Origin of the sequence: Gordonia sp. (in: high G+C Gram-positive bacteria), from assembly GCF_047600385.1 — a bacterium.
In the GTDB taxonomy this organism is placed as follows: domain Bacteria; phylum Actinomycetota; class Actinomycetes; order Mycobacteriales; family Mycobacteriaceae; genus Gordonia.
The window spans coordinates 179,683-204,257 of sequence record NZ_JASGKZ010000002.1; the positions used below are offsets into that span (position 1 = coordinate 179,683).

Annotated in this window: 25 protein-coding genes and 2 pseudogenes; 18 read left to right on the top strand and 9 right to left on the bottom strand. The window is 67.6% G+C overall.

The features are described from left to right. The first annotated feature begins 14 nt into the window (after nucleotides 1–14). From QM809_RS18355 to QM809_RS18370, 4 genes are all read left to right on the top strand, one after another. Nucleotides 15–503, top strand: coding sequence for a PPOX class F420-dependent oxidoreductase (locus QM809_RS18355; protein WP_415047291.1), 489 nt, complete (start codon nucleotides 15–17; stop codon nucleotides 501–503). A gap of 13 nt (nucleotides 504–516) precedes the next feature. After that, nucleotides 517–1,047 carry a YceI family protein gene (locus QM809_RS18360; RefSeq protein ID WP_415047292.1) on the top strand — a complete coding sequence of 177 codons (531 nt, stop codon included), beginning with the start codon at nucleotides 517–519 and terminating at the stop codon, nucleotides 1,045–1,047. Between the two features lie 33 nt (nucleotides 1,048–1,080). Then, nucleotides 1,081–1,719: an NAD(P)-dependent oxidoreductase gene (locus QM809_RS18365; RefSeq protein WP_415047293.1), complete on the top strand. Its 639-nt coding sequence runs from the start codon at nucleotides 1,081–1,083 to the stop codon at nucleotides 1,717–1,719. A gap of 106 nt (nucleotides 1,720–1,825) precedes the next feature. Then, entirely contained in the window at nucleotides 1,826–2,140 is a 315-nt protein-coding gene (locus QM809_RS18370; protein ID WP_415047294.1) for an EthD family reductase, read from the top strand. Nucleotides 2,141–2,233: 93 nt separating this feature from the next. On the opposite strand, the gene QM809_RS18375 is transcribed toward QM809_RS18370, so the two are convergent. Further along, nucleotides 2,234–3,415 carry a type VII secretion-associated protein gene (locus QM809_RS18375; RefSeq protein WP_415047295.1) on the bottom strand — a complete coding sequence of 394 codons (1,182 nt, stop codon included), beginning with the start codon at nucleotides 3,413–3,415 and terminating at the stop codon, nucleotides 2,234–2,236. Next, nucleotides 3,412–5,892: pseudogene (eccCb, locus tag QM809_RS18380) on the bottom strand (type VII secretion protein EccCb); the annotation flags it as partial. The gene QM809_RS18375 and the pseudogene eccCb, both read right to left, overlap by 4 nt. A gap of 45 nt (nucleotides 5,893–5,937) precedes the next feature. On the opposite strand from eccCb, the pseudogene QM809_RS18385 reads away from it, so the two are divergent. The 8 genes and pseudogenes from QM809_RS18385 to QM809_RS18420 form a co-directional block, all read left to right on the top strand. Continuing rightward, nucleotides 5,938–6,708 (top strand): annotated as a pseudogene (locus QM809_RS18385) (recombinase family protein); the annotation flags it as partial. 277 nt (nucleotides 6,709–6,985) lie between these two features. After that, nucleotides 6,986–7,432: a hypothetical protein gene (locus QM809_RS18390; RefSeq protein WP_415047461.1), complete on the top strand. Its 447-nt coding sequence runs from the start codon at nucleotides 6,986–6,988 to the stop codon at nucleotides 7,430–7,432. An 81-nt stretch (nucleotides 7,433–7,513) separates the two neighbouring features. Next, nucleotides 7,514–8,062, top strand: coding sequence for an antirestriction protein ArdA (locus tag QM809_RS18395; RefSeq protein ID WP_415047296.1), 549 nt, complete (start codon nucleotides 7,514–7,516; stop codon nucleotides 8,060–8,062). Beyond that, nucleotides 8,062–8,337 (top strand): hypothetical protein, encoded by a 276-nt coding sequence (locus tag QM809_RS18400; RefSeq protein ID WP_415047297.1) that lies wholly within the window; start codon nucleotides 8,062–8,064, stop codon nucleotides 8,335–8,337. The genes QM809_RS18395 and QM809_RS18400 overlap by 1 nt, the downstream gene beginning before the upstream one ends. Next, nucleotides 8,337–8,888, top strand: coding sequence for a hypothetical protein (locus tag QM809_RS18405; protein ID WP_415047298.1), 552 nt, complete (start codon nucleotides 8,337–8,339; stop codon nucleotides 8,886–8,888). The genes QM809_RS18400 and QM809_RS18405 overlap by 1 nt, the downstream gene beginning before the upstream one ends. 82 nt (nucleotides 8,889–8,970) lie before the next feature. After that, nucleotides 8,971–9,384 (top strand): hypothetical protein, encoded by a 414-nt coding sequence (locus tag QM809_RS18410; protein WP_415047299.1) that lies wholly within the window; start codon nucleotides 8,971–8,973, stop codon nucleotides 9,382–9,384. Nucleotides 9,385–9,449: 65 nt separating this feature from the next. Next, complete coding sequence (locus tag QM809_RS18415) at nucleotides 9,450–9,704, top strand: hypothetical protein (protein ID WP_415047300.1); 255 nt, start codon at nucleotides 9,450–9,452, stop codon at nucleotides 9,702–9,704. 156 nt (nucleotides 9,705–9,860) lie between these two features. Beyond that, a complete protein-coding gene (locus QM809_RS18420; protein WP_415047301.1) occupies nucleotides 9,861–10,733 on the top strand; it encodes a hypothetical protein in 873 nt (290 codons plus the stop codon). 88 nt (nucleotides 10,734–10,821) lie between these two features. Here QM809_RS18420 and QM809_RS18425 read toward each other — a convergent pair whose 3' ends face one another. Together QM809_RS18425 and QM809_RS18430 are read right to left on the bottom strand one after the other, a co-directional pair. Then, a complete protein-coding gene (locus QM809_RS18425) occupies nucleotides 10,822–11,052 on the bottom strand; it encodes a hypothetical protein (RefSeq protein WP_415047302.1) in 231 nt (76 codons plus the stop codon). 300 nt (nucleotides 11,053–11,352) lie between these two features. After that, a complete protein-coding gene (locus QM809_RS18430; RefSeq protein WP_415047303.1) occupies nucleotides 11,353–12,183 on the bottom strand; it encodes a pentapeptide repeat-containing protein in 831 nt (276 codons plus the stop codon). Here QM809_RS18430 and QM809_RS18435 point away from each other — a divergent pair. Beyond that, nucleotides 12,167–13,222: a hypothetical protein gene (locus tag QM809_RS18435; protein WP_415047304.1), complete on the top strand. Its 1,056-nt coding sequence runs from the start codon at nucleotides 12,167–12,169 to the stop codon at nucleotides 13,220–13,222. The genes QM809_RS18430 and QM809_RS18435 overlap by 17 nt on opposite strands. 110 nt (nucleotides 13,223–13,332) lie before the next feature. Here QM809_RS18435 and QM809_RS18440 read toward each other — a convergent pair whose 3' ends face one another. Beyond that, entirely contained in the window at nucleotides 13,333–13,938 is a 606-nt protein-coding gene (locus tag QM809_RS18440; RefSeq protein WP_415047305.1) for an HNH endonuclease, read from the bottom strand. Between the two features lie 547 nt (nucleotides 13,939–14,485). Here QM809_RS18440 and QM809_RS18445 point away from each other — a divergent pair. From QM809_RS18445 to QM809_RS18465, 5 genes are all read left to right on the top strand, one after another. Next, nucleotides 14,486–15,142 carry a hypothetical protein gene (locus QM809_RS18445; RefSeq protein ID WP_415047306.1) on the top strand — a complete coding sequence of 219 codons (657 nt, stop codon included), beginning with the start codon at nucleotides 14,486–14,488 and terminating at the stop codon, nucleotides 15,140–15,142. Between the two features lie 293 nt (nucleotides 15,143–15,435). Beyond that, nucleotides 15,436–15,996, top strand: a complete 561-nt coding sequence (locus tag QM809_RS18450; RefSeq protein WP_415047307.1) for a recombinase family protein — start codon at nucleotides 15,436–15,438, stop codon at nucleotides 15,994–15,996. 113 nt (nucleotides 15,997–16,109) lie between these two features. Beyond that, nucleotides 16,110–17,909, top strand: coding sequence for an Eco57I restriction-modification methylase domain-containing protein (locus QM809_RS18455; protein WP_415047308.1), 1,800 nt, complete (start codon nucleotides 16,110–16,112; stop codon nucleotides 17,907–17,909). Between the two features lie 2 nt (nucleotides 17,910–17,911). Then, on the top strand, nucleotides 17,912–19,000 hold the full coding sequence (locus QM809_RS18460; RefSeq protein ID WP_415047309.1) for a BsuBI/PstI family type II restriction endonuclease: 1,089 nt from the start codon (nucleotides 17,912–17,914) through the stop codon (nucleotides 18,998–19,000). 203 nt (nucleotides 19,001–19,203) lie between these two features. After that, nucleotides 19,204–19,398 carry a hypothetical protein gene (locus QM809_RS18465; RefSeq protein WP_415047310.1) on the top strand — a complete coding sequence of 65 codons (195 nt, stop codon included), beginning with the start codon at nucleotides 19,204–19,206 and terminating at the stop codon, nucleotides 19,396–19,398. 210 nt (nucleotides 19,399–19,608) lie between these two features. Here the strand turns inward: QM809_RS18465 and QM809_RS18470 are convergent, their stop codons facing one another. From QM809_RS18470 to QM809_RS18485, 4 genes are all read right to left on the bottom strand, one after another. Next, nucleotides 19,609–20,466 (bottom strand): hypothetical protein, encoded by an 858-nt coding sequence (locus QM809_RS18470; protein WP_415047311.1) that lies wholly within the window; start codon nucleotides 20,464–20,466, stop codon nucleotides 19,609–19,611. A gap of 901 nt (nucleotides 20,467–21,367) precedes the next feature. Then, nucleotides 21,368–21,508 carry a hypothetical protein gene (locus tag QM809_RS18475; RefSeq protein ID WP_415047312.1) on the bottom strand — a complete coding sequence of 47 codons (141 nt, stop codon included), beginning with the start codon at nucleotides 21,506–21,508 and terminating at the stop codon, nucleotides 21,368–21,370. Between the two features lie 4 nt (nucleotides 21,509–21,512). After that, nucleotides 21,513–23,582, bottom strand: a complete 2,070-nt coding sequence (locus QM809_RS18480) for a relaxase/mobilization nuclease domain-containing protein (RefSeq protein WP_415047313.1) — start codon at nucleotides 23,580–23,582, stop codon at nucleotides 21,513–21,515. Continuing rightward, a complete protein-coding gene (locus QM809_RS18485; protein WP_415047314.1) occupies nucleotides 23,579–24,289 on the bottom strand; it encodes a hypothetical protein in 711 nt (236 codons plus the stop codon). Before QM809_RS18485 ends, QM809_RS18480 begins: the two co-directional genes overlap by 4 nt. Nucleotides 24,290–24,575: the final 286 nt, after the last annotated feature.

A 24,575-nucleotide genomic window follows, 5' to 3' on the forward strand; every position in this document is an offset into this window, starting at 1 on the left:
GTAGGCTCTGTGACATGCCTCGCACCATCGCCGTCAACAACCGCGTGGGCCTCGACGAACTGCTCGAATTCGTCCGCCCGCGCCACCGGATGATCCTGACCACCTACCGCGCCGACGGCACCGCCCAGACGTCGCCGGTGAGCGCGGGCGTCGACCCGGCCGGACGCATCGTCGTCGCCACCTATCCCGGCCGCGCCAAGACCGTCAACCTCAAGCGGAATCCGGCGGCGAGCGTCTGCGTGCTCTCCGACGCCTGGCACGAGGCGTGGGTGCAGGTCGACGGCGACGCCGAGGTGCTCGACATGCCCGAGGCCGAGGACGGCCTGGTGGAGTACTTCCGCTCGATCGCCGGCGAACACTCCGACTGGGACGAGTACCGCGCCGCGATGCGACTGCAGAACAAGTCGCTGATCGTGATCACCCCGACGCGCTGGGGTCCGATCGCCACCGGCGGCTTCCCAGCCGACGTCGCCGAACGCCTCGACGCGGCCGACAACACCTGATAGGGATGCACCGATGATCGAACGCACACTCACCCAGGCCGACGGCGAACTGATCCTGCGCACCGGCACCGCGGGCCGCGCCGCCCGCACCGGACACAAGCTGACCATCCGGATGAACAGCTGGCGGGCCCGAGCCGAGTTCGACGACGACGGCCGCCCCGCCGCCGTGGAGCTCACCGTCGACGTCGACTCGCTCGAGGTCCTCAAGGGCGAGGGCGGTCTGGCCCCGTGGACCGGCGCCGAACCCGGCATCGCCCGCAACAACGCCCTCAAGTCGCTGGACGCCAAGAGGTACCCGACCGTCTCCTACCGCTCCACCGCGGTGACGCACGACGCCGACACGCACTCCGTCGAGGGCGAGCTCACCGTGCACGGCGTCACCCGGCCGCACCCGTTGACGGTGGTCGCCGACGGCTACGGCTTCGTCTGCGACACGACGGTGACCCAGTCGGACTTCGGAATCAAGCCGTTCTCGCTGATGATGGGCACGGTCAAGGTGGCCGACGAGGTGCGGCTGACCCTCAGCGCGACCGTCCCCCGCTGACCGCGCCCACCGGGCTCGCATACCCTCACCGGCATGAGCGAGAAGACGAACGTCCTGCTGATCGGCGCGACCGGACCGATGGGCCGCGCGGTGCTGGCCCGGAACGATCCGCGCGTCTGCGTGCGCGCGCTGGCCCGGAACCCGCAGGCGCTCGCCGGGGTCGCCGACGACGTGGTCGCCGGTGACGTCCGCGACCGGGACGGCCTCGTGGCCGCCCTCGACGGCATCGACGTCGTCGTCAGCTGCCTCGGCAGCAAGCCGTTCACCGCGGACTCCCGCGACCTGCTGGAGGTCGGCACCGGGAACCTCATGGACGCGATGACCCGGGTCGGGTGCGGGCGGCTGATCGTCGTGACCGGCATGGGCGCGGGCGACAGCAAGGGCCACGGCCCCTGGTACTACGACTACTTCGCCCGGCCGCTGATCCTGCGGACCGTCTACGCCGACAAGGACCGGCAGGAGGAGGCGATCCGCGCGACCGACCTCGACTGGACCGTCGTCCGTCCGTCGATGCTGGTCAAGAAGACCCCGGACAAGCCGGTGCGGGTGAAGGCCGAGCTGGCGCCCGGCGAGAAGATGGGCCCGATCGACCGCACCGACGTCGCGAAGTTCCTCCTCGCCGAGGCCGTCGCGCCCGCCCACTCCCGCGAGACCGTGCACCTGTACACCTGAGCGCTCGGATCGTCGGGCCGCCACCGGGCCGGCGGGGGTGTTCACATTCCGGACAGATTCGGTGTTACCCACCGGTCCGTCGACCGGGCCGCTTAGCGTTCGGCGCATGAGCTACCGCCTCACCGTGATGTATGGACATCCCAGCGATCCCGCCGCCTTCGACGCCTACTACCAGGGCACCCACGCCCCGCTGGCGCTGAAGATCCCGAACCTGGAGGCCGTCGAGGTCCAGGTCCTCGACCCCAATGCCGAGGGCAACAAGCCGCCGTACTACCAGATCGCCACCCTGACCTTCGCCTCCCCGGAGGACATGGGCGCCGCCCTCGGCTCCCCCGAGGGTCAGGCCGCGCTCGCCGACGTCGCGAACTTCGCCGACGGCGGCGTCACCGTGGCCAACGGCAACGTCCTGAAGGTGCTGTAGACCGTCTCGCCGTCCTCGACCGAGGCCCCGTCCGGGAGAACCCTTCCCGGCGGGGCCTTCCCGTGTCCCGTCCGGTGACGCGCCCGGACCCGGTCACCCCGTGACGACCGAGGCCACCGCGGACCGGCACACCGCCTCCACCTCCCCGGAACCGGCCTGACAACCGATGCTCACCTGCAACGGGGTCCCGGGGTCGACGACGATGTACCACCGCACCGCAGGACCCGACGCCGGGACCTCGCGGTAGGCGATCACCGACCGCCCGGCGTACCGGGCCCCGGCCGCGAACTCCACCACGACGTCGTCGCCGCGCTGCCCGATCCGGTGGGCCATGCTCTCGGCGACGCTCGCCCGGGTGGCGCCGGGCCGCAGCGCGGTGACCACCACGATCAGCCGTCGGCCGTCGTCGCGGTCGGCGAACACCGCGCGCACGCCGCGGCCGTCGCCGGGCCGGTCGCCGGACAGCTCGGTGCGCGCCCAGCCGGCCGGCACCTCCATCGCGACCGGGCCCACCCGCTGCGTCGACACCGCCGCGGCCCCGGGCCGCGACCAGCGCGCGACGGCCCCCGTCGCACCGAGGGCCAGCACCGTCGCCGCCGCGAGCACCAGCACCACCCGCGCCGCCCGGCGCGACACCGCGTCGGGCGGCGGCGGGAACCCGAAGTCGAGCCGCGCCGCACCGTGCCGGAACGGCCCCGACCAGCGTTCTCCGTGCCGTCGTACCAGTGCGCGGTCCACCGCGATCACGCGCCGCCCGGGTGCCGTCGTCGCCGACGACACGGAGCCGGCGGCGGCGCCGTCGACCAGGACCAGGTCCGCTCCGGCCACCAGGTCGAGGAGTTCCCGGCGGGCCGGATCGTCGTCGATCTCCCCCGCGGTGCCCGCGTCGATCCGCCAGGCCCCGCCGTCGCGCACCGCCCGCTGCGCGCTCCACGCCCGGCCGTCGGGCGGCTCGCCGGGGATCAGCAGGGTCTCGATCACCACGCACGTCATGACCGCGGCGTCGGCGTGACTCGCGGCGATCAGCAGCGCACGCGGCACCGGGGTGGGCGACGCCCCGTACCCGAGCCCGACCAGAGCGCACTCCAACCGCTCCCGGCGCGGCCGCCCCCAGGTGCTGGGGTACCCGATCGTCGTCGTCCCCGGGCCGACGCCGCAGGCGCGCAGCCCGACGGTCAGGGCGTGGACGCCGTCGGGGTCGTCGACGGCGGTGAGGAAGGCGGCGTCGGCCAGGTCGACCACCGCCGGTCCCGGACCGGCCCCGCGGGCGGTCACCGGGCGACCTGCACGACCTCCGCGCGGTGCGACCGCGAGACCAGTTCACCCCGTCCGGGCGGAAGTCTCTGCAGGCGATGCCGTCCCACGACGTACCCCTCGTCGGGGTCGCCGGACATCAGCAGCACATCGCACGAGAGGTCGCGCAGGGCCGCGACGACCTGGTCGAACAGGGCCCGCCCGATGCCGCCGGAGCGGCGCGCCAGGATCACCCGCAACCCCACGTCGCGCGCGTGACCGAGCAGTTCGAGCAGCGGCAGGATCGGGTTCCCCAGGGCGGTGGCGACGAGGTCGTAGTCGTCGATCACCAGGTACACCGTCGGCCCGGTCCACCAGTCGCCGCGCGCCAGCTGCTCGGCGGTCACGTCCTCCCCCGGCAGCCGGGCGGTGAGGTATTCGGCGAGCTGCGCCATCATCGGCCCCGCGGTCTGCGCCGAACTCGCGTACCCGGCGAGGTGGTCGTCGTCGACCAGCCCGAGCAGGGTCCGCCGGTAGTCGACCAGCACCAGTTTCACCTCGTCGGCGGTGCCGCTCGCGACCAGTCCGGTCACCAGGGTCCGCAGCGTCTGCGTCTTGCCGGCCTCCACGTCGCCGATCACCAGCAGGTGCGGCTGCGCGGAGAAGTCGACGACGGCGGGCCGCAGATCCGATTCGCGCAGACCGATCGCCGCCTGCCCCGGCCCGAGCGGCCCCTGCCGGGCGGCGAGCATCTCGGCGACGGCGTCCGCCCGGACCTCGGCGGCGAGCATCCGCACGCGGGGTGCGAAACGACCGTCGTACACCTGGGCGCAGTCGGCGACGAAGGCGGCGGTGCCCGCCGGAGTCGTCTCCGGATCGGCGATCCCGTCCCAGCGCGGCAGCGCGACCAGCAGGTGCAGCCCCTCCGCGGTGATGCCCCGGCCCGGGCGACCGGTCGGGACGGTCGCGGCGGCCTTGCGGCCCATCTCCGAGTCGAGCGGATCGCCGAGGCGCAGTTCCAGGCGACTGCCGAGGAGATCCTTCATCGCGGGCCGGACGTCGGCCCACCGCGAGGCCGTCACCACCACGTGGATCCCGTACGACAGGCCCTGGGCGACCAGCAGGTTCACCTCGTCCTCCAGGCTCTCGAAATCGGCGCGCAGCGCCGAGAGCCCGTCGATCACCAGGAACAGGTCGCCGGGCGGGAGGTCGTCGTCGAACGTCCACCGGCCCTCCGCGCAGCCGGCGCGGAACTCGCGCATCGACTCCAGTCCGTGCTCGGCGAAGAACTCCTCGCGTCCGGCGAGCGCCGCGGTGAGTTCGGCGAGGGTCCGCCGGACCGCGTCGCGGCGGCTCTTGGCGGCGACCCCGGCCACGTGCGGGAGCCCGGTGAGCGCGCCGAGGGCGCCGCCGCCGAAGTCGAGGCAGTAGAACACGACCTCCCGCGGGGTGTGGACGGCGGCCGCCGAGCAGATCAGGGTGCGCAGGGCCGTCGACTTGCCGGTCTGCGGTCCGCCGACGATCGCGACGTTGCCCGCCGACCCGCCGAGATCGAGCCGCAGCATCTCCCGGCGCTGGTCGAAGGGCCGGTCGATCACGCCCATCGGGATGTGCAGCGGGATCCGCTCCGGTTCGCCGTTCAGGTGCTCGTCGAGGGTCACGGCGTGTTCCAGCGGCTGGAGCCACACCTGGTGCGGCGGCCGACCGTGCCCGGCGATCCGACCGACGAGGGTCTCCAGCAGCGTCGGTCGGGACGTCACCGCGTCCGGTTCGGGGTCGGCGTCGTCGACCGGGAGCGGCCGGGGCAGTGCGGTGAACGGCAGGACCTCGCCGCGCCCGCCGCCGGCGACCGAACCGGGGCCGTCGTGCCGTGGCGGCTGATACGGCCCGGAGACGAACGACGTGCTGAACCGCACCGGGGCATCGGAGTCGGACTTGAGGTAGGCCGCGCCCGGAGTGCTCGGCAGGTGGTAGGCGTCGGGGACGCCGAGGACCGTGCGGGACTCGTTGGCCGAGAAGGTCTTCAGCCCGATCCGGTACGACAGGTGGCTGTCGAGTCCGCGCAGGCGGCCCTCCTCCAGCCGTTGCGAGGCGAGCAGCAGGTGGATGTGCAGCGACCGGCCGAGCCGCCCGATCGCGACGAACAGATCGGCGAACTCGGGTTTCTGCGACAGCAGTTCGGAGAACTCGTCGACGACGATGAACAGCGCGGGCAGCGGATCGAGCGGTGCGCCCGCCTCGCGGGCCCGCTCGTATTCGCCGACGTTGGCGAAGTTGCCCGCCGCGCGGAGCAGTTCCTGGCGCCGGTTGAGCTCGCCGGAGAGCGCGTCGGCCATCCGGTCGACCATCGCGAGCTCCTGCTCCAGGTTGGTGATCAGCGCCGCGACGTGGCGGACGCCGTCGAGCCCGAGGAAGGTGGCGCCGCCCTTGAAGTCGACGAGGACGAGGTTCAGTTCGTCGGGCGAATGGGTGGCGATCAGAGCCAGCACCAGTGTTTTGAGAAATTCCGATTTACTAGAATGTGGATAGAGGTACCCATCGAGTCACCGACCTCAGGGAGTGACATGACCACGACCACCACCGCGACGAGGGCGGCGATCTACACGCGGATCAGCCTCGACAAGAGCGGCGAGGGCATCGGCGTCGAGCGACAGGAGGCGCAGTGCCGCCGACTCGCAGAACTCCACGAGTACGAGGTCGTCGAGGTCTTCTCCGACAACGACGTCTCGGCCTACACCGGCGTCGTCCGTCCCGGCTTCGACGCCCTGTGCGAGGCGATCGCACAGCGCCGCATCGACCGGGTCTACGTCTACAGCGTCGACCGACTCACCCGGCGCACCCGCGACCTGCTGGACCTGATCGACCGGATGAAGCCCGGCGGCGTCACCGTGCATACCGTCACCGGTGAGGGCATCGATCCCGGCTCGGCGAACGCCGTGCTGATCACCACCATTCTCGGCGCCGTCGCCGAGCAGGAGAGCGCGCACAAGAGCGAGCGCATCAGCGCCGCCTACCGGCACCGCGCCGCGACGGGCAAACCGAAGACGGGTGGCCGAAGAATGTTCGGCTACGAGACCGACGGCACCACGATCATCGAGCGCGAGGCCGATGCCCTGCGCGCCGCGGCCCGGCACACGATCGACGGGACCATGAGCCTGCGCGCCCTCTGCATCCAGTGGAACGCCGAGGGCCTCACCTCCACCACCGGCGCGGCGATGACCAGCCCGACGCTGCGCACGATCCTGAGAAATCCCTACATCGCCGGTATCAGTACCTACCTGCCCACCGATGAGCGCGGCGTCCGACTGCTCAAGAACCGCCAGATCCTCGGCCCCGGTCAGTGGCCGGCGATCCTCGACCGGCAGACCTGGGACCAGCTGCAGCGCGCCCTCGACGACCCCTCCCGCAAGATGAATCACGTCGGCAACACGCCGTTGTACCTGATGTCCGGCCTGCTGCTCTGTCCGTGCGGCGAGCCCATGTACCGCCGCAGCCGCGCACTGAAGGCCGGGCGCTTCGCCTACTACGGGTGCAAGAAGACCCGCAAGGAGTCCAACATCCAGCACGTCGAGCATCGGCACCGACGAGACCGACGCGGCGATCGACGCCCTCATGGTCGCCCGCCTGGAGCGCACCGACATCACCGCGGCCCTGAGCGCCGCCACCGCCGACGACGGTCACGGCTGGCATCTGGCCCAAGCCCTGCGCGACCGCGACGACGTCGACCGCCGCCGACGCGAGGCCGCCGAGGCCTTCCCCTCCGGAGCGATCGACATCACGACCCTCACCCTGATCGACTCCCAGCTCACCGACCTCGCCGCCGACGCCGCCGAGCGCGTGAGGACCCTCTCCGAGGCCGGCGACACCAATCCGCTGGCGATGCTCGCCGACGCCGGCGACATCGGCACCTGGTGGCACGAGGTCGCCCTGCTGGAGCAGAAGAGGCGCTTGATCAGGGCTTTCCTCACCGTGAGGGTCGCCCCTGGCCGACACGGCGCGAAGAGCTTCGACCTGCATCGCCTCCTCCCGTCCTGGCACGACACGCTCCGGCTCGCGTAGGTCTCCTCCCCCGCTCCATCGGCGAAGCCGCCGGCCACCAGCTCTCTCGACCGAGCCCGCTCGTCCGAGGGAGAGACCGCCATGACCACCACCATCACCGCTGAGCCCCGTGCCTGGATCGGCTGCCTCGGCTGCTATAACAGCGGCCGCCTCGTCGGCCGCTGGTACGACGTCACCGACTGCGCCGAGGTCGACGTGGCCTCCGTCCACCGCGGCTCCGGCGTGCACTGGAAGGCCCAGGGCTGCGAGGAGATCTGGGTCATGGACACCGACGACCTGCCGGTCGACACCGAGATGGGTGTCACCGACGCCGCGGCCTGGGGCGAGTGCTTCACCGAGGCCGGCGACCGCTGGCCGGCCGTGGCCGCCTGGGTGCGCAGCGGCGCCTACGTGGCCGAGGGGAGCTCCGACATCCCGAGCCTGTCCGACTTCGAGGACCGGTACCGAGGCTGCTGGACGTCGTTCCGGGACTACGCCCACCAGCTCGCCGAGGACCTCGGTCTCCTCCAGGATGTTCCGGAGGAGGTCGAGCGCTACTTCGACTGGGACAGCTGGATCCGCGACCTCGAGATGGGCTACACCGTCGAGACCGCTCCTGACTGCTCCGTCTACGTCTTCGCGGACAACTGATGGCCGGCCACGACCTGCTCACCGAAGCGCTCGACCTGCTCCCCGAGGCATGGGCCGACGAGATCGCCGCCGACGCCGCAGGTCAGGGGTACGACGTCGTCTACGTCGAAGCCCCGGACGGACTGCGTACCGACGTCGTCCGCCGGCTACGCGACACGCTCGACGTCGTCACCGGCGACCGACTCGACGAAGCCTTCCCCGAGTACCACGGCATCGGATCCGGCGAGCTTCTCGACGCACTCGGCATCGTCGCGACCTACGAGAGGAGCACCTGATGGACCCCGAGGACGACGACGAGTTCGAGGACGAGCACCTCGGCCCCGCCCTGGCCGCCGCCTGCGCCTGGGTCGACGACAGGCTGACCGGCGACGACATCGCAGCCGCCACCCGCGTCCTCACCGGCCGGTCGACCCCCGACGCCGAGTACGAGCGGATCCGGCACGAGATCGCGATCTTCGACCCGGGCACCGCCCGGTCGAGCTACGGCCGGGTCTACGGCGACCTCGCCGCTCAGATCACGGTCCGCCGGCGCATCCTGGCCGCCACCGCGGCCCGGCTCGCCCGACTCGGCCTCATCCCCGAGGCCCGACCCGAGCCGGCACCGGTGGCGGACTTCGTCGTCGTCGATGCCGAGGACGTCCGCATCGACGACGAACTCCTCGACGGGCCGGTGACCTGCAGGGTGATCTTCGTCGAGGCCGGCGGCGGGCACCTCTCCTACGGCGTCGACGTCTCCCACGGCGGCCTCCACATCGGAAAATGCCTGGTCAACGACCACAGCCGGGGTCTGCGCGTCATCGCGCCGCGCAGTATCCGCGACGACTGAGCACCACCGAACCCCGCACCGGACGAGTCCCGGTGCGGGGTTCGGCCTTCACCGCGACCATCGAGAGGATGTACTGAAGACCATGACCGACCACGACCACGACGACATCGACGACGAGTTCGAGCGCACCCAGCGCATCGGCGACGCGCTCCATGCCCTCGCCGAGGCCGAGCGCATCGTCGAGGCCGTCGACGAGCCGGACCCGCAGCAGCTCGCCCGCCTGGACCGGCTCTACGACGAGGCGGCCGTCGCCGCCGGACTCGCCGAGATCACCCCAGCGGCCGACCTGCGAATCGGCGACGACCTCACGAACCCCTGCCGAGGCGTCTGCATCGCCAGAGTCACCGCGATCACCGTCGCCGACGACCGGGTCACCGTACTCACCCAGGCCATGGACAACGGCGGCCACGGCCTCGGCGAGCACGAGTTCACCTTCGACCACGACACCGAGGTCGTCATCGGCGCCCGCCAGTACCGGCCGCGCCGCCGACGCTGACCCCCGCCGGCGGAGCCGTCGACGACCTCCTCCTCGACCGACCCGTCGATCGAGGAGGAACCATCGTGTCCGACCACCCCGCCATCACCGACCCGCAGCGACTCGCCCGCGCCGTCCTGTCCACCGACGCCGAGGAGATCGCCGATCGCATCACCGTCGAGCTGACCGACGGCGACGACACCGGCCGGCACGGCTCGACGCTCCGTGTGAATCCCGGCCAGATCGAGGCCGGAGCCGAGCAATACCGCCTCTCGACGGGTGAATCCGTCGATGCCGATGCCCTGACCAGCGCCTTGCCGTGGTCGCCGCCCTGGGACTGAGGCCCCAGGCCGCGTCAGGCCCGATCCGACGAGAGCGCACCGGTCGCCGGTCCTGGTACCGGTACCAGGACCGGCGATCACATCGGATCCGTGGCATCATCGATATATGCGGTACTAGTACCGGTACTGGTACCCGTCACGAGAGAGGCACGACTCATGCTCGTCGAAACCACCCCGGACACCCCCGAGACCGCCGATGACCGCGCCGCGGCCCTGGAAAAGGCCTGGCAGGCCCTCGTCGACGAGGGCTCCGAGCCCACCAACGCCCAGCTGCGCGAGATCACCGGCTTCGGACAGACCACCGTGGCCGGCTGGGCCCGCGCCAAGCGTCGCCAGGTCGCCGCCGCCGCACGCGGAGCCGCGCCCATGCCCGAGGGGCTGGTCTCCGACCTTCAACCGCTGTGGGAACGCGCCCTCGACGTCGCCCGCGCCCAGCTCGCGGCCGAGCATCAGGCTCAGCTCACCACGGCCGACGCCGAGGCCGACCGCGCGATCGCCGCTCAGGAGAAGGCCGAGGCCCAGCTCACCGCCGCACGAGCCGAGATCGCCGAGCTGAAAGTCGCGCTCACCGCCGCCGAGCGCGCGGCCGACGATCTGCGCACTGCCGCCGGCACCCACGAGGCGGCGATGTCCGCCGCCGAGGCCGCCCGAGTCAAGGCCGAGGAAGCGGCGCGGTCCGCTGAGATCGCCCACGCCGAGATCGCCGGCGAGATCAAGGCCGTGCGCAAGGAGCTGGCCGCCGAGCAGACCGCCCGCGGCGAGCTGGCCGAGCAACTCACCGTCGTTACCGCCGCCCGGGACGACGCCACCGCGGCACTACGGACCACCCGCGCCGAGGCCGCCGACCTGACGAGGCGGCTCGATACCGCCGGGGTCGAGCTGACCGCCGAGCGCCAGGCCGCGACCGAGGCAGGCGAGCGCGCACGCTCAACCGAGCTGGCCGCCGAGCGGGCCGAGGCCGAGGTGCGCATCCTGCGTGAGATGCTCGCCGCGCTCCGGCCGGCCGGCGGCGACGAGACCGCCGAATAGAGAGAACCCCGGAGCCTCGACGGCTCCGGGGTTCCTTGCTCACTACTCCCTCAGCGATGAACCCAGCGGGACACTCGCACACCCGATGTCAGGTGATGGCATCGTAGATGTCGCTGATCCCCTTCTTGAGAGCATCTACATCATCGTATGTTTGAGCCATCACCAGATTGACCCCAACCTCCACCACATCCTTATCGGGCCACTCCTCATGTAAGTACTCGTCAAGGAACTCAGCGACTCCTGCCTTGTGCGTCCCCAACAGCAGCGCATTGACCACTGCCTGAAGATCCCATCGACGACCCATGAATGTCGATGTCATCCCGCACCCCTCTCCGGCTCCCCTAGACGGTGCGCTCAGCGTAGCCGACACCGCCCACCGCCGACCTCACCTTCGCTAGTTCACTTCGAACACTCGTGTGTCTCATCAGGGTGTTCCCGGTGGGACACTCCCCGGCCGCCGGCGATCGCGTACCAACAGGGTCCAGATTCGACCCATGTGACACTTTCTCGCCGAGGTCTTCAAAATTCGGTCACCGGCAGCTTTGTCAAGATCAGATCTTTTGCAGCACAGAGACCCACTGTCGACTCGTAGTCGAAGGTCAGCACCTCCTCTGCCACCCTAAAAAAGAACACACGATTCGGGATTAGAATCGGGAGGTTTATATCCATGCGGCCACCTAGTCCCGGAATTCCAACAAATTGAATCCACTTCAGTCTCCGTCAGATCCGCTCCAAACAGGTTCGCCCCCGACAGATCCGCCTCCTTCAGGTACGTCCTCGACAGGTTCGCCCCCGACAGATCCGCCCCCGACAGATCCGCCTCAACCAGGCCCGCCCCCGACAGATCCGACTCAACCAGGTTCGCCTCCACCAGAATTGCCCTTCCAACAAACGCCCTCGACAGGTTCGCCCCCCTCAGGTTCGCCCTCTCCAGGCTGATGTTCATCAGGTTCGTCCCCCTCAGGTTCGCCCCCTCCAGGTTCGCCACCGCCAGAATCGCCCCTCGCAAGTCCGCCCGAAGCAAGCTCGCCCCCGACAGATCCGCCTGAAGCAAGTTCGCCCTCACCAGAGACGCCCTCACCAGAGACGCCCTCACCAGAGACGCCCCTTCCAGATTTACCAACTCCAACTTCGCCCACTCCAGATCCGACTCTCGAAGATCAATCTCTTCCAGATTCGCCTTCGACAGATCCGCCCCCGACAGATCCGCCTTAGCTAGCTCCAGCCCCCGAAGGTTCTGCCCAGTAAGATCGAGCCCCCCAAAAGGTCGCCTCAGGTTGACGTCCGGACTAGACCTTTCACGAACGAATCGCAAATTCTCCGCACGTTCAGCACGAGCCGCGGATACGGCAGCAGCCGCCGCCTCCCTATCCGACCGACGATCATCAATCACCATTGACATGCCCAGTACCGACCCAGCCACCAGCAGCGCGATGACGATGTCCTTCACCCACCACGGAGGGTCGGATAGCCAACGACCTACCCTTCGCCACCTCCCCGGAGATTCAGGGGTAGGCTGCGACTCCGGCTGCGACTCCGGCTGCGACTCCGGCTGCGACTCCGGCTGCGACTCCGGCTGCGACTCCGGCTGCGACTCCGGCTGCGACTCCGGCTGCGACTCCGGCTGCGACTCCGGCTGCGACTCCGGCTGCGACTCCGGCTGCGACTCCGGCTGCGACTCCGGCTGCGACTCCGGCTGCGACTCCGGCTGCGACTCCGGCTGCGACTCCGGCTGCGACTCCGGCTGCGACTCCGGCTGCGACTCCGGCTGCGACTCCGGCTGCGACTCCGGCTGCGACTCCGGCTGCGACTCCGGCTGCGACTCCGGCTGCGACTCCGGCTGCGACTCCGGCTGCGACTCCGGCTGCGACTCCGGCTGCGACTCCGGCTGCGACTCCGGCTGCGACTCCGGCTGCGACTCCGGCTGCGACTCCGGCTGCGACTCCGGCTGCGACTCCGGCTGCGACTCCGGCTGCGACTCCGGCTGCGACTCCGGCTGCGACTCCGGCTGCGACTCCGGCTGCGACTCCGGCTGCGACTCCGGCTGCGACTCCGGCTGCGACTCCGGCTGCGACTCCGGCTGCGACTCCGGCTGCGACTCCGGCTGCGACTCCGGCTGCGACTCCGGCTGCGACTCCGGCTGCGACTCCGGCTGCGACTCCGGCTGCGACTCCGGCTGCGACTCCGGCTGCGACTCCGGCTGCGACTCCGGCTGCGACTCCGGCTGCGACTCCGGCTGCGACTCCGGCTGCGACTCCGGCTGCGACTCCGGCTGCGACTCCGGCTGCGACTCCGGCTGCGACTCCGGCTGCGACTCCGGCTGCGACTCCGGCTGCGACTCCGGCTGCGACTCCGGCTGCGACTCCGGCTGCGACTCCGGCGTAGGCGTTCCACTCATAGACAGATTCTGGACCATCCCGGTGGTCGAGCCTGTCAGCCACATGAACGACACACTCCACCCCGCTGTCCGTAAGCCGACCGTCCAGTGAGACAGTGTCGGCACCGCCCCTCGACCGCCGTCCGCCCAGCTCGCCGAGTCTCGCAAGGGGTGTACGGGTCCGCGTACGGCTACGGGACCCGTTGCGATACGACGAGAGGTCTACGCCCAGTCCGGAGCCGGCCCCACCGACGGAGCACCGTCAGCCGGCTCGAACCGATTTCCGTCCCAGACCAGGAGTCCGGCATCGAAAGCCCGGTGGTGGTTCGGGCACATCGGCCGCGTGTTCTCCGTGCTCGCCGCGCCGCCTTCGGAATCGGCAACCAGATGGGCCGCCTCGACGATTTGCGGGACATCCATGCCGCAGTACGCGCAGGCGGTCCCGTGGTGATCGAGGGTCATCCTGCGAAGCTCGGGCTGGTGGAGCCGCTGCCACACGACGCGCTCGGCGTACCGGCGCTCGATCTCGCCACCCAGCGCGATCGCGGACACCAGTTCGGCGCCTGCCTCGTCGGTGTCCAGGTCCGTGCTCGGCTCGCTGGGAGCCGTCTCGTCCAGCGGACGAGGGGTGATCTCGAGTTCCTCGCGCGGCGGCACCGGTCCCAGATTGCCCCGGTTGGTGGTCTCTCCGTTTCGGACGCGATTGTACTTGCGCGGTTGCTTTGGGAATCGGACGCGGCTGTCGACGAGTCCGTCCTCATCCACCTTGTAGGCATATGACCATCCGTGCCCGAAGTCGACCGCGATCACCGGCTTGCGCGTGAACACCTTGATCTCGTCTCGAACGTCGTCCTCGACAATGCGCCGACTTCGTCTGGTCGCTCCGGGACCTGAACCCGCCACGCCACAGACCGCCTCAGGCGAAGACCCCGGGGCGCTGAAGTGCTCGTTGGACCTCCACCAGCCGTACCTGGTGGCCCCAGCGTCTCTGCGGTCGAAGTCATCCTCGTCAGTCATGCGAGCAACCTATCGGACCCCACCGACAGCTCTGGTCCGTCCACCGATCCGACGACACACCCCCTCGAACAGTCGTTCGTTCCACACGGGTACTCCCGGTGAGACACTCCCCGGCTGCCGACCATCGCGTAACAACAGGGCCCAGATTCGACCCATGTGACACTTTCTCGCCGAGGTCTCAGACCCCCGCGAGCCACTTCCCGGCCGGACGCCAAGCATTGGTCGACCCCTCACCTCGAAGATCATTTGCCATTTTAGAAAATGATCCTGTAGGGTTGAGCTTGCTCAGCCAGTCGCCGAGCACGAACCCGGACACGCCTGTCCGGCACACCGAAGAAGCCGAACAAAGGAACAGCTCATGCCTGTTGTCACCACCAACTCCCCGACACCCAGCGAAGCGGCACGTCCGTCCTTCGTCCGCCGGATGACCGGCATCGCCGCACCGACCCTGACCAAAGCCGTCGACGCCGGCTGGATCCCCGACCTGAGCATCCTGACCGTCACTCAGCTGGCGCAATGCCCGATCCTCATCTCCGCATGCACACCTGACGGCGCACCGATCCCGGCATTGCGCATGGGCGTCAGGACCCCTGAGGATCCGAGCGAGGACGCCGACCTGCTGCTCCCGGACTGGATCGTCCGGCGTCAGTCCTCGGGCCTGTCCGAGGACTACAGCGACGAAGAGTTCTTCGCCGCCACGCATCGCTGGTGGAAGAACTCCGGACGTCACCGCATCGCCGATGCCGGCTACCTCATCGTCATCATCGGCGGAATCGTCGTCGGACTACTGCGCATCACCGGAGAGCCCATCGAGCATCCCCGATACGAACGCCTGGCCTACCCCGGTTACCTGGTCGCCCGACTCGACCGCAACTTCGAGATCCTCACCCCCGAGGACGACCGCATCACCGAGGACGACCTCGAACTCGCCCGAGACATGCTGGGCACGCTGTCGCCGACCCGAGGCGGCGGGACCATCAATCTGCTCGACGGCGATCTCGACAACGCCAGCTGAGCGCACCGAACTCGCAGCACGACCCACACGGACCCGCGACATCTGTCGCGGGTCCGTGTTCATACGAACGACACGCTCAACTTCTCCAGCGCTGCCCGCCGCACCGGTCGCCGTCCACGGTCCCAGCCCGACGCGCAACCGCGTTCAACCTTTCAACAAACGGTCGTTGGCTGAACATCCCGAACGCCCCGTCCGACACGTCCCAGAACCACGCCCAAGTGTTCATAAACCCGTTCATCTACTGGTAGGCTCAACCTCAGTAGTTGAACTCGTTTGTTGAACGGAGGGGGCGCATGGCGTTCGTCGGACTGGTGCGTGTGAGCACCGACAAGCAGGAGACCCGCCGGCAGCACGACGCACTGGCCCCGATCTGCGTCAAGGTCTTCGAGGAGAAGATCTCCGGCAAGCTCGCCGTCGACGACCGCCCCGGCCTGACCGCGGCGCTGGAGTACCTGCGGACCGGCGACCTGCTCACCGTGCTGGAGGTCGACCGCCTCGGCCGCAACCTGTTCGAAGGGCTGATCGTGCTCACCGACCTGTTCGAGCGCGGCGTCGGCGTCAAGGTCCTCGACGGCGTCGCGGCCGGCGAGCACACCGAGCGGTCACTGATCCTGGACCTGGCGCTCGCCCTGGCCGAGGACCGGCGCCGCGACATCAGCCGCAAGACCAAGTCCGGATTGGAGGCCGCGCGCCGTCGCGGCAGGGTCGGCGGCCGACCCAGCGTGGTCGACGACGACAAGCGCGCCGCCATCTGGGCCCGGCGTGAGCGCGACGAGTCGATCCGCCAGATCGCCGCCGGTGTCGGCGTCTCGGTCGGCACCGTCCATAAGGTGCTGGCCGTTGACCGCCAATGACGATCAACGCACCCGACGCCGGAGCGGCCCCTCGGCTGGGCCCGGATGCGCCAGCGAACCCTAGCCCGCCACCGTCCCTGGAGGAACCCAGTTCCCGGAAGGATTTCACGTAGATGAGCAAGTATCGGCACGGCGATGCGGTCGATCCTCACGGGTACGGCACAATGACCGAAGACGACCGAAGGAGAACAGCTGTGCCGCAGGAGGAACCGCGTGCTAATCGCAGTAGCCGCGGCCTGATGAGCTCCGCCGCAGCTGACATCGATCTACCGATAGAAGCGCTTCGCGTACTCGCCACCGCGCCGAAGTGGTGGGCTCGACGAGCCTGCGCCGTCGGACTATCGGGCCGGGCGACTGATGCGCTCGAGTCCGTGGCCGCGCCGTTGCCCGAAGACATCGACATCGAGGACGTGCCTATTCGCGAGGACCTCCTCGACGCGAGTCCCGAGCAACTGGCCGACGCGTACGTGACTGGTCTAGCTCCGACCGTCCGCGCCAAGCACGGACGTCACTACACCCCGGCTCTGCTCGCGCAGGAGCTCTGGGCCAACGTCCTGAAGACCGCTGGCGGATACCCAGACGGACTCGTCCTTGATCCAGCTGCCGGTGCGGGCTGCCTACTCCTACCACCGCTTCGCACCTGGCTCGCCGGGCAACGCACCACCGACCCGCAGCTCGCGCTGGCCGCGGTGACTTCCGCTGTCGCAGGACGCGACCTCGATTCCGCTGCGGTCTGGCTGGGCAATCTCATCCTGTCCGCCGAATTACTGCCCCTATGGGTTGCGGTTCCTGCGTCCCGGCGACGCAAGCTGCCTGCCCTGCTCACCGTTCGCGATGGCCTCGACACCCAAGGCCCGCCAGCGGCAGCGATTGTGATGAACCCACCCTATGGTCGGGTGACCCTCACCGACGTCGACCGCCAGCGGTGGGCGCACGCGCTCACTGGCCACGCCAACATCTATGCACTCTTCCTCGCCGCCGCAGTAGAGCAGGTCGTCGCCGGAGGCGTCGTCACAGCGCTGATCCCCGCGGGCTGGCTCGGCGGCTCATACTTCAAGGGCCTGCGGACGATCCTTGCCAATCAGGCTCCGCCCCGACGGGTCACCTTTGTCACCGAGCGCGGAGGTGTGTTTTCTACTGGGGCACTACAAGAGACTGTGCTGGCGACATTCGTAGTCGGCGGGCGACGCACGGGGGTTCACCAGAACCGTCTCACCGTCAACGGACATGCCGAACGCAAGTACATCGGCCCGGGAGCCCTACCGGCACAAAGCGCGGAGCCGTGGCTGTTGCCCCGAGAAAGAGCCGATGTCGCACTGCTCCGGATAGCTGCGAAAATGCCGCATCGCCTAGCGGACTACGGGTGGTCGGTAAGCACCGGACCGCTTGTCTGGAATCGACACAAGGATGAGATCCGCCAGAAGCCGTGCAAGACCGCGGTAGCGATCCTCTGGGCGGCCGACATCGACGGCGGCAAACTCCATCGCGACATCCGCCGCGACAGCCAGCGTTACATGGTACCCGCCACCCCCCGCACACGGAGTAGCCACGTCCGCACAGAGCCCGCCTACGTGTTGCAGCGAACCACTGCGCCCGAGCAGGCGCGCCGGCTCGTAGGCGCCTCGCTCGACCAAGCAACGCTCGACGATTGGGGCGGCGAGATCGTGATCGAGAACCATGTCAACGTCCTCAGCTGCCCGGACTCCTCGTCAGTACTCACTCTGCGGATCGTCGACGCGCTGTTCGCCAGCGCCGCCGTCGATCGGCTCTACCGGTGCATGACGGGGTCCGTCGCGGTCTCCGCTTATGAACTGTCCGCACTTCCGCTGCCTGACGCAGAAGTGATCGAGTCGTGGTCCGCACTGGGCGATGCCGACCTCGCCGTTGCCGTCGATGCCGCCTATGGAGTGTAGACATGACCAAGCCGGGGACATCCCTGCCCGCGCTGCTCGCCGACCGGGCCGCATACCAGGAGCGCCTCGAAAAGGTGTTGCCACAGTCGATCACCGGGACAACCCATGCGGCCAACCCAACAGCAGCGACGGTCGCATTCACGATGATGTACGTCGGGGCGATCGACGGCGTCAACCCAGTCAGGCCGGCGACAGTCTATTGGATGCGTGATTCGATCACCCATCACCAGAAGGACCAGGAACGCCTGGCCTACTACAATGCGTCTCTGAAAAGCGCCAAGGCGGTGGACGAGGTCCAGGCCGCTTGGGGCACTCCTCCCACAGAACTCTGGTACGCGAACACCACTCGGGAATCGATCCGCGATGACACGATGAAGGCGTGGATTGTCAACGGAGCCGCGATCGACATCGGCACCGTCCAGACCACTTCGTCCGGTGCGAGGTACACCCTCACCAAGGAGTTCGCTTCGCTCCTCGATCCGGAATTGACCGGAGAACCGCTCGACAACGCGATCGCAGCCTGGCAGAAGCTGCACCTCTCGGCAACGGGCAAGGCCCGAGCAGCCCGCGCCCACCAGGCGTCGAAGAGCGCGACGGCGGTGAACGTCGCGCTCCCAGACGGGTCGACCCGGGCACTGCATGTAGGCCTGAGCAGCGAGATCATCAGGGGTGTCATTGAGGAGTTTGCCACGTCCTACCTGCTGAATCCCACGGTAATCTTCATTTCTCAGTCTGGAGAGAAGGTCAACGTCGTCGACGGTGCTATGCTCGCCTCCCTGGGACTTCCGATCAACCAGCAAACGCTGCTCCCGGACCTGCTACTCATGGACCTGGACCCGAGCCGGGATGAGGTCTGGATGATCGAGGTGGTGGCGACCGACGGCCCCATCGACGAGTCGCGCCAAAAGGCACTGTTCGACTGGGCTACCGCGCACGGAGTACGCCAGGAACAGTGCAGGTTCCTCACTGCGTTCGCCAGCCGAACCGCTCCACCGTTCAAGAAGGCCATCCCCACTATCGCTCGCCAGTCCTACGCGTGGTTCCTGGACGAGCCCGACGCACTCCTCACCTGGGCCGATCTCAACCCGTAACGACCGCGCCAGCGAACGCAGCTACCGCGACGAGATGAAATTCGGCGCCGTCTCCGTCGACCACGTCACCCTAGTCCCGCGCCGCTGACCCCACGCACTTGAAGACCCCCGTGACCTACTCGGTCACGGGGGTCTTCAGCTGCCGTGGATCGAATAATTCGAGCGCAGCCGGATCCTGGACCCAGCGCTCACGCCGACCGAGCGTGGTCAACGACAAGTGCGCAGCGATCATGGCTCGGCGCGACCGCGACGAGTCGATCCGTCAAATCGCCGCCGGGGTCGGGGTGTCGGTCGCTACCGTCCACAAGTTGCTCGCTGACGAGAGCGGCCGCACCGCAACCGAGGCAGCTCAACCCCACCCGACCTCGCGCCCTGCTGAATCTTCCAGCAAGCTGTGAGTACACCCCTAGAGCTACCAAACACAATGGACCAATATCGCCGCGGGATTACGCCACCACGAACGGAATCCAGACCAGACCACAGCATGGATCCTGACCTGCTGAATCACGACTTTTCTTCAGCCCTGCCTACCTCACTATCAGGAACTCGCTGAGATCCAGGAGGTCCCGCACCGTCGCCCCGATACAGCTCCACGTCGCAGCGGGCTGTCAATCCTCGCAGGACACGATCTCATCATCACAGATATTCGATATATGCGAAGACTTTAGAGTGTTTAACAACTGGCAAAGATCTTGAATTGAGTTCGCCTTCTTCAGCTTATTTTCCACATTATTGGGAAATCCATTTTTGACTGTACTCTCAACAACAATAAGGCCTATAGCCTCCGATCCATAATGCAGTCTATGCATATAATACTTTAACGACTTCATGCGAATTTTCGAAGCAGCCTCTTTACTTAACGGCGCATTCCAGCCGTTGGAAGTGACTCTTTCAATCCACTCCTTGGCAGTCAGCTCATCCTCATCGCTGCGAAGAAAATCGACAATACCGCCCGCCTTCTCCCAGCCAAACTTAATCAAGCCTTCATCGTCAGGATAGGAAGATCTTGCCATCTGCGATAATTTCGGATTTCCAGCAATCCTTGCCACTGGGATAAAGTATGACTTTACATGAAAGTAGAGAGTAATTCTAACTTCACCCTTCGGAAGTCCACCATCCTTGATCAGCTCACATTCCTCCAATAACTGGAAGAACTGCTTATCCACAATCTCCTGCACACCGACTTTATAGCGTTCTGCAATCGCTTCCACTTGACCATATTTTGATTGCAACTCTTGCACCCGGAAGGATCGTCGACCACTCCAGAGGGTTCCCGCCACAATAAGAAGGCATGAAAGCACGGCTAGCCAAATCTTAAATTCAAGATAGTAATCTTGACCAAGCCGAAATCCAATACTCTTCATTAGAGATACAGGCACCACTATAGTTGTGCCAAAAGCAAGAACAATCTGTGGAGCGTAGTGCCGGAAAGAGCTAAATATCCATTCCTTAGAAATCAGACTCACCTACGCATAGGATAGCAATGACTCTCCACCGACAGCGACTCTACCAACATGCTCTTCGTACCCCTTCAAGAGGCGACTAAGGAATTCGTCCGCCGCGCGCCGAGCCTCCTCGAGGGAATTTCCATTGAGGGATAAAGTTACCGAAACCCTACCCTGCTGACTCGACTCTTTGAACACTGGCGCATAGGTCCGAAGAAATTCATCAGACACTGCAACATGATTCAATACATTAACTACATCTGAAGCCCCCTCCTCCGGTGAAACATAGAGAAAAGTACGGAGATAAAATTCTTCCACCCTTAACTCGCCTCCTTAAACCTGTTGTTGGTAACTTGATTATACCCAACCTGTCAATAACTTCAAGGTTGACATCAAATTATTAGGATGATTATCACATTCCGAATCTACAAGTAGCCACACTTGGAAGACTGGGTACCGTACATAATCGGATCCCCCGGGTCATCGCCAGAATCAACCTTCACCAAGACTCCTCTACACAACTTACACGCCGATGTAAGATCATATCCGAATCCACTAGACACACCGTGCAGCAAAGACCAAGGGGGACCGATGAAGCCGTCACACTCAACCGAGGAGACCCCGCATGGTCAGCTCGATCCCAATCCCTACCGTGGCCGGTAACTCGACAGCATAGAGAACCAGCCCGCCGGCATGAGAATGGCGCCCACACCAGCAGAAGAATGCCCCCCCTTATCAACCGTCGATGTGTCACTAGCACGCAATGTTGCATTTTTTCAAAACTGCCTCGAGCGCCCCTATTGGTGTAATAGAAAGTTATTCACCTTTCACCATACGCGGCGAGAGAGTTCACCATAAAACATTCTCTCACCCCCAAATAATTTAGGAATTAACGACACACGACACTAGACACAAGATTCGATCAGAAATGAAGAAATCCGTGCCCTACGCCGCCGTACCACCTCGCCGCCCGGTCGTAGCGGTCGTCGGCCTGCGCCTCCAGCAACGCCGCCCGCTGATCGAGAAGGTCGGCCTCGGCCGCCCACCCGAGGAAGTGCGTCATCTCATCAGTCCTGTCCGTAGGTCTGGTCGGTCTGCCGCTGCCGCTGATTGACCCTGTTGATCTTGCTCCCCGCCTGACCGAGCTGGGCCTGGATCCTGGCCCGGGCCTGGCCGACGGTCTCACGCGGATCCTCCTGGTACCCCATGCCCCGTCTCCTCTTGTAGAGCTGTTCCCCCTCACGCGCGTAATGCTTGTACGCCGTACTCCCCGGGAAGGTGGTCTTATCCTCCATCAATGCCTGGTGGACCCACTTGTTCATCCCGTCGCGGGCACGCTCGGGATCCCAGGCCGAGATCCGCGCCAGCCGGGCATCGGCCTCGGTGTGCAGCCCCTGGACCACCTCCAGCTCCGCGGCGGCCTCGGTCAGCATCTTCTCGGCGCGCGCGGCGGCCTCGGCGCGGATCCGCGCCGCCTCGTCCGCCGCTTGCCGGCGTTCGGCGGCCGCGGCTCGTCGATCTTCGGCGGCGGCGTCGACGTCCTCCTTCAGTTCCGCGCGCACCTCACTCTCGACCTCGGTACGCACCCGACGGCGCAGAGCCGGCTCGGTCTCGGTCGCCCACACGGTCTCGGCCGCGGTCCGGCCGGCGCGTTCCCCCGCGATGTAGCCGGTCTTCTCCGCCTCGGCCCGGGCCTGCCGCGTCTCCTCGCGCACCGCCGTCACGGCGTCGGCCCGTCCCGCGGCGAGGCCCTCGGCACGGCCGGCGGCGACCGCCGCGGTCCGGTCGGTCTCGATCGCCGCCGCGCGGGAGTCCAGCGCGGCGGAGGCCTGTTCGACATGCCGGTCGAACCGCGCCTCGGCCGACTCCAGCTCCAGCCGTCGTTCGACGATCCCCGCGTCGATCTCGAACCCGACCGGCCCGTCACCGGCGTCGACCGTCGCGACCACCGTGCCGGTCTCGACGCCGATGTCCACCCCGGCCCGCGCCGCGGTCTCGGCGTCGACGCCGAGCGCCTCGGCGGCTCGGCCCTCGTAGGTGCCGCCGGTGGCCTTCACGTATTCGACGTAGTCCTCCCGCGCGTCCGCCTGTTCCCACGGCGGTCTCCCGTCCGGGGTCAGGTACACCGGCTTCGGCCGGTCCGGGAGCACCGTGGTCGAGGGCATCACCAGCACCGGCTCGGGCGCCTCCAGACTCTCCCCGCGAGCCAGGGTCTCGGCGTTCGTCGCGCACTGCTTCTCGACCTCGACCCTGGTGAACTCGGCGCCGATACCGGCCTTGCCCCTCGCCCTGGCCTTGCGCTCCAGGCCGTCGTCACCGACCCAGGCGTAACTCACGCCGGACTTGCCGCGTACCCGCACGTCGACCGCGACCGCCTGCAGCCGGGTGACGTAGTCGGTCCACGAGTCCGCCTGCGAGCGGGCCTCGCGCAGCTTCACGCGGACCTGGTCGTAGGTCGAGTAGCCGCGTTCGGCGCGCTGGGCGAGATCCTGCTTGCTCGCCGAACCCTCGTTGAACCGTCGGCAGGCCTCGACATAGGCCTTGTTGTCGTACCCCCATCGCCGCAGCACCACGTCATCGGTGATCCCGCGCAGCCGGTAGATGTTCTTCAGGTCGCCGTCGATCGCACGACCGGCCCGGTAATGCTTGGTCCTGACGACGCCCTCGGCGTCGGTCCACCGCAGCGTGACCGGTTCCTCCGCGACGTTGGCCACCACGATGTGGGTGTGCCAGTGACCCTCGACCCAGATCCGATCGTCGCCGTCGCCCTCCCAGCGACCGTTGTCCCGCTGGGTGACCAGTTTGACCTGACGGCCACCGAAGGCGTCGGCCGCCCATTCCCGGGCCAGCTCGTGCACCCGCCGTCCGGCCTCGTCGTCGAGCGGGTCGGCCTCCTCGTGCGCGTGCGACAGGACATAGCTGTACGCCTCGACCTCCAGATGCGCCTTGCCGTACGCCACGCGCGTGCGGCGCAGGTCGTCCATGAAGGTCCGCGCCGAGCAGTCACCCAGAGTGCTCATCAGCTCCACACGGGCGCTCGCTCCGTGCGGGTTGTCCTGATCGTGCGACGCCGCCGACGAGAGGTAGTCGTCGAAGCCGCCGGCGTCGTACAGAGTCGAACCGCTGAGCGTGGTCATTCGGCCAGCCGCCGATCGACCGACTCTCGCAGAGCGGTCAGTTCGGCTCGTGTGACCTCCAACTCGGTCCGCGTGGCAGCGAGCTCCCCGGTGATCGCCACCGGCAACTCACGGTAGCGATGACAAAACTTGACGAGCTGATTGAGATTGCTCCCCTGCCGCGCCAGGTCCCGTTCCCGCGCATCCAGCGCCGCGGTGAGTGCGACCAGCTCGGCCTTGAGACCCTTGCGCAGCTCCCGCCGAACGAGCACCTCGACCCCGGCCGCTTTCCGGCCCAGGTAGGCATCGACGGCCGTCTGGACGAGGTCGGTGAGCGACCGGCCCTCTTGTTCGGCGCGACGCTCCAACACCTCTCGGGTACCCGGCCGGGGCCGCCAGCCGATCAACTTCTCCAACGGCGTGCGGGCCTGAGACTCGACGCGTTTCTTGCGCGGCTTCGCCTCCCGCGCGTCGAACCGCGGGTCGATGCGCGCCGCGGTGCGGCACCAGGTCGAGGCCCGCTTCGCGGTGATCGCCAGCGCCGCGCCGATCGTCTCGAAGCTCTCGCCGGCGTCGCGCCGGCGCAGCGCCTCGGCGACGACGCCGGCGGCCGGCGCGCCGGCGCGCGGCCCGGCCACCGCTGAGGCGACGGCGGCCGCCAGCTCATCGAAGGACACCTCGGCTGTCGCCGAGGTGTCCTTCTCATCGCCGCCGTCCGCCGTCGCCATGCCCCTCACAGTACTCTGTCACCGTCGCTTCCGCGCTGTAGCTGAGCACCCCAGCAAGCTTCCCTGCCGTTAAACAGTCGTCGCTCCGCTCCTCCTGTTCAACGCCCCCTCGCTACGCTTCGGGGGTACGCGGGATCTCGCCGGGGCCGCTGCGCGCCCCGGACCCCAAGCAGGACGGGCGCCCTCGCGGACGCGCAGGCACGATGCCGCTGACGCGGCGACGAGCGCGGCCGACGCCGCGAGAGACGACGCGGGTCGCCCCGCGGCCAAGACTGCCCCGGCCGAG

Bases quoted from the DNA above. Each gene is read 5' to 3' on its own strand.
- QM809_RS18360 (WP_415047292.1), top strand. From the start codon at position 517: ATGATCGAACGCACACTCACCCAGGCCGACGGCGAACTGATCCTGCGC.
- QM809_RS18455 (WP_415047308.1), top strand. From the start codon at position 16,110: ATGAGCAAGTATCGGCACGGCGATGCGGTCGATCCTCACGGGTACGGC.
- QM809_RS18355 (WP_415047291.1), top strand. From the start codon at position 15: ATGCCTCGCACCATCGCCGTCAACAACCGCGTGGGCCTCGACGAACTG.
- QM809_RS18365 (WP_415047293.1), top strand. From the start codon at position 1,081: ATGAGCGAGAAGACGAACGTCCTGCTGATCGGCGCGACCGGACCGATG.
- QM809_RS18435 (WP_415047304.1), top strand. From the start codon at position 12,167: ATGACGATGTCCTTCACCCACCACGGAGGGTCGGATAGCCAACGACCT.
- QM809_RS18395 (WP_415047296.1), top strand. From the start codon at position 7,514: ATGACCACCACCATCACCGCTGAGCCCCGTGCCTGGATCGGCTGCCTC.
- QM809_RS18410 (WP_415047299.1), top strand. From the start codon at position 8,971: ATGACCGACCACGACCACGACGACATCGACGACGAGTTCGAGCGCACC.
- QM809_RS18405 (WP_415047298.1), top strand. From the start codon at position 8,337: ATGGACCCCGAGGACGACGACGAGTTCGAGGACGAGCACCTCGGCCCC.
- QM809_RS18450 (WP_415047307.1), top strand. From the start codon at position 15,436: ATGGCGTTCGTCGGACTGGTGCGTGTGAGCACCGACAAGCAGGAGACC.
- QM809_RS18485 (WP_415047314.1), bottom strand. From the start codon at position 24,289: ATGGCGACGGCGGACGGCGGCGATGAGAAGGACACCTCGGCGACAGCC.
- QM809_RS18370 (WP_415047294.1), top strand. From the start codon at position 1,826: ATGAGCTACCGCCTCACCGTGATGTATGGACATCCCAGCGATCCCGCC.
- QM809_RS18480 (WP_415047313.1), bottom strand. From the start codon at position 23,582: ATGACCACGCTCAGCGGTTCGACTCTGTACGACGCCGGCGGCTTCGAC.
- QM809_RS18400 (WP_415047297.1), top strand. From the start codon at position 8,062: ATGGCCGGCCACGACCTGCTCACCGAAGCGCTCGACCTGCTCCCCGAG.
- QM809_RS18475 (WP_415047312.1), bottom strand. From the start codon at position 21,508: ATGACGCACTTCCTCGGGTGGGCGGCCGAGGCCGACCTTCTCGATCAG.
- QM809_RS18390 (WP_415047461.1), top strand. From the start codon at position 6,986: ATGGTCGCCCGCCTGGAGCGCACCGACATCACCGCGGCCCTGAGCGCC.
- QM809_RS18445 (WP_415047306.1), top strand. From the start codon at position 14,486: ATGCCTGTTGTCACCACCAACTCCCCGACACCCAGCGAAGCGGCACGT.
- QM809_RS18425 (WP_415047302.1), bottom strand. From the start codon at position 11,052: ATGACATCGACATTCATGGGTCGTCGATGGGATCTTCAGGCAGTGGTC.
- QM809_RS18420 (WP_415047301.1), top strand. From the start codon at position 9,861: ATGCTCGTCGAAACCACCCCGGACACCCCCGAGACCGCCGATGACCGC.
- QM809_RS18460 (WP_415047309.1), top strand. From the start codon at position 17,912: ATGACCAAGCCGGGGACATCCCTGCCCGCGCTGCTCGCCGACCGGGCC.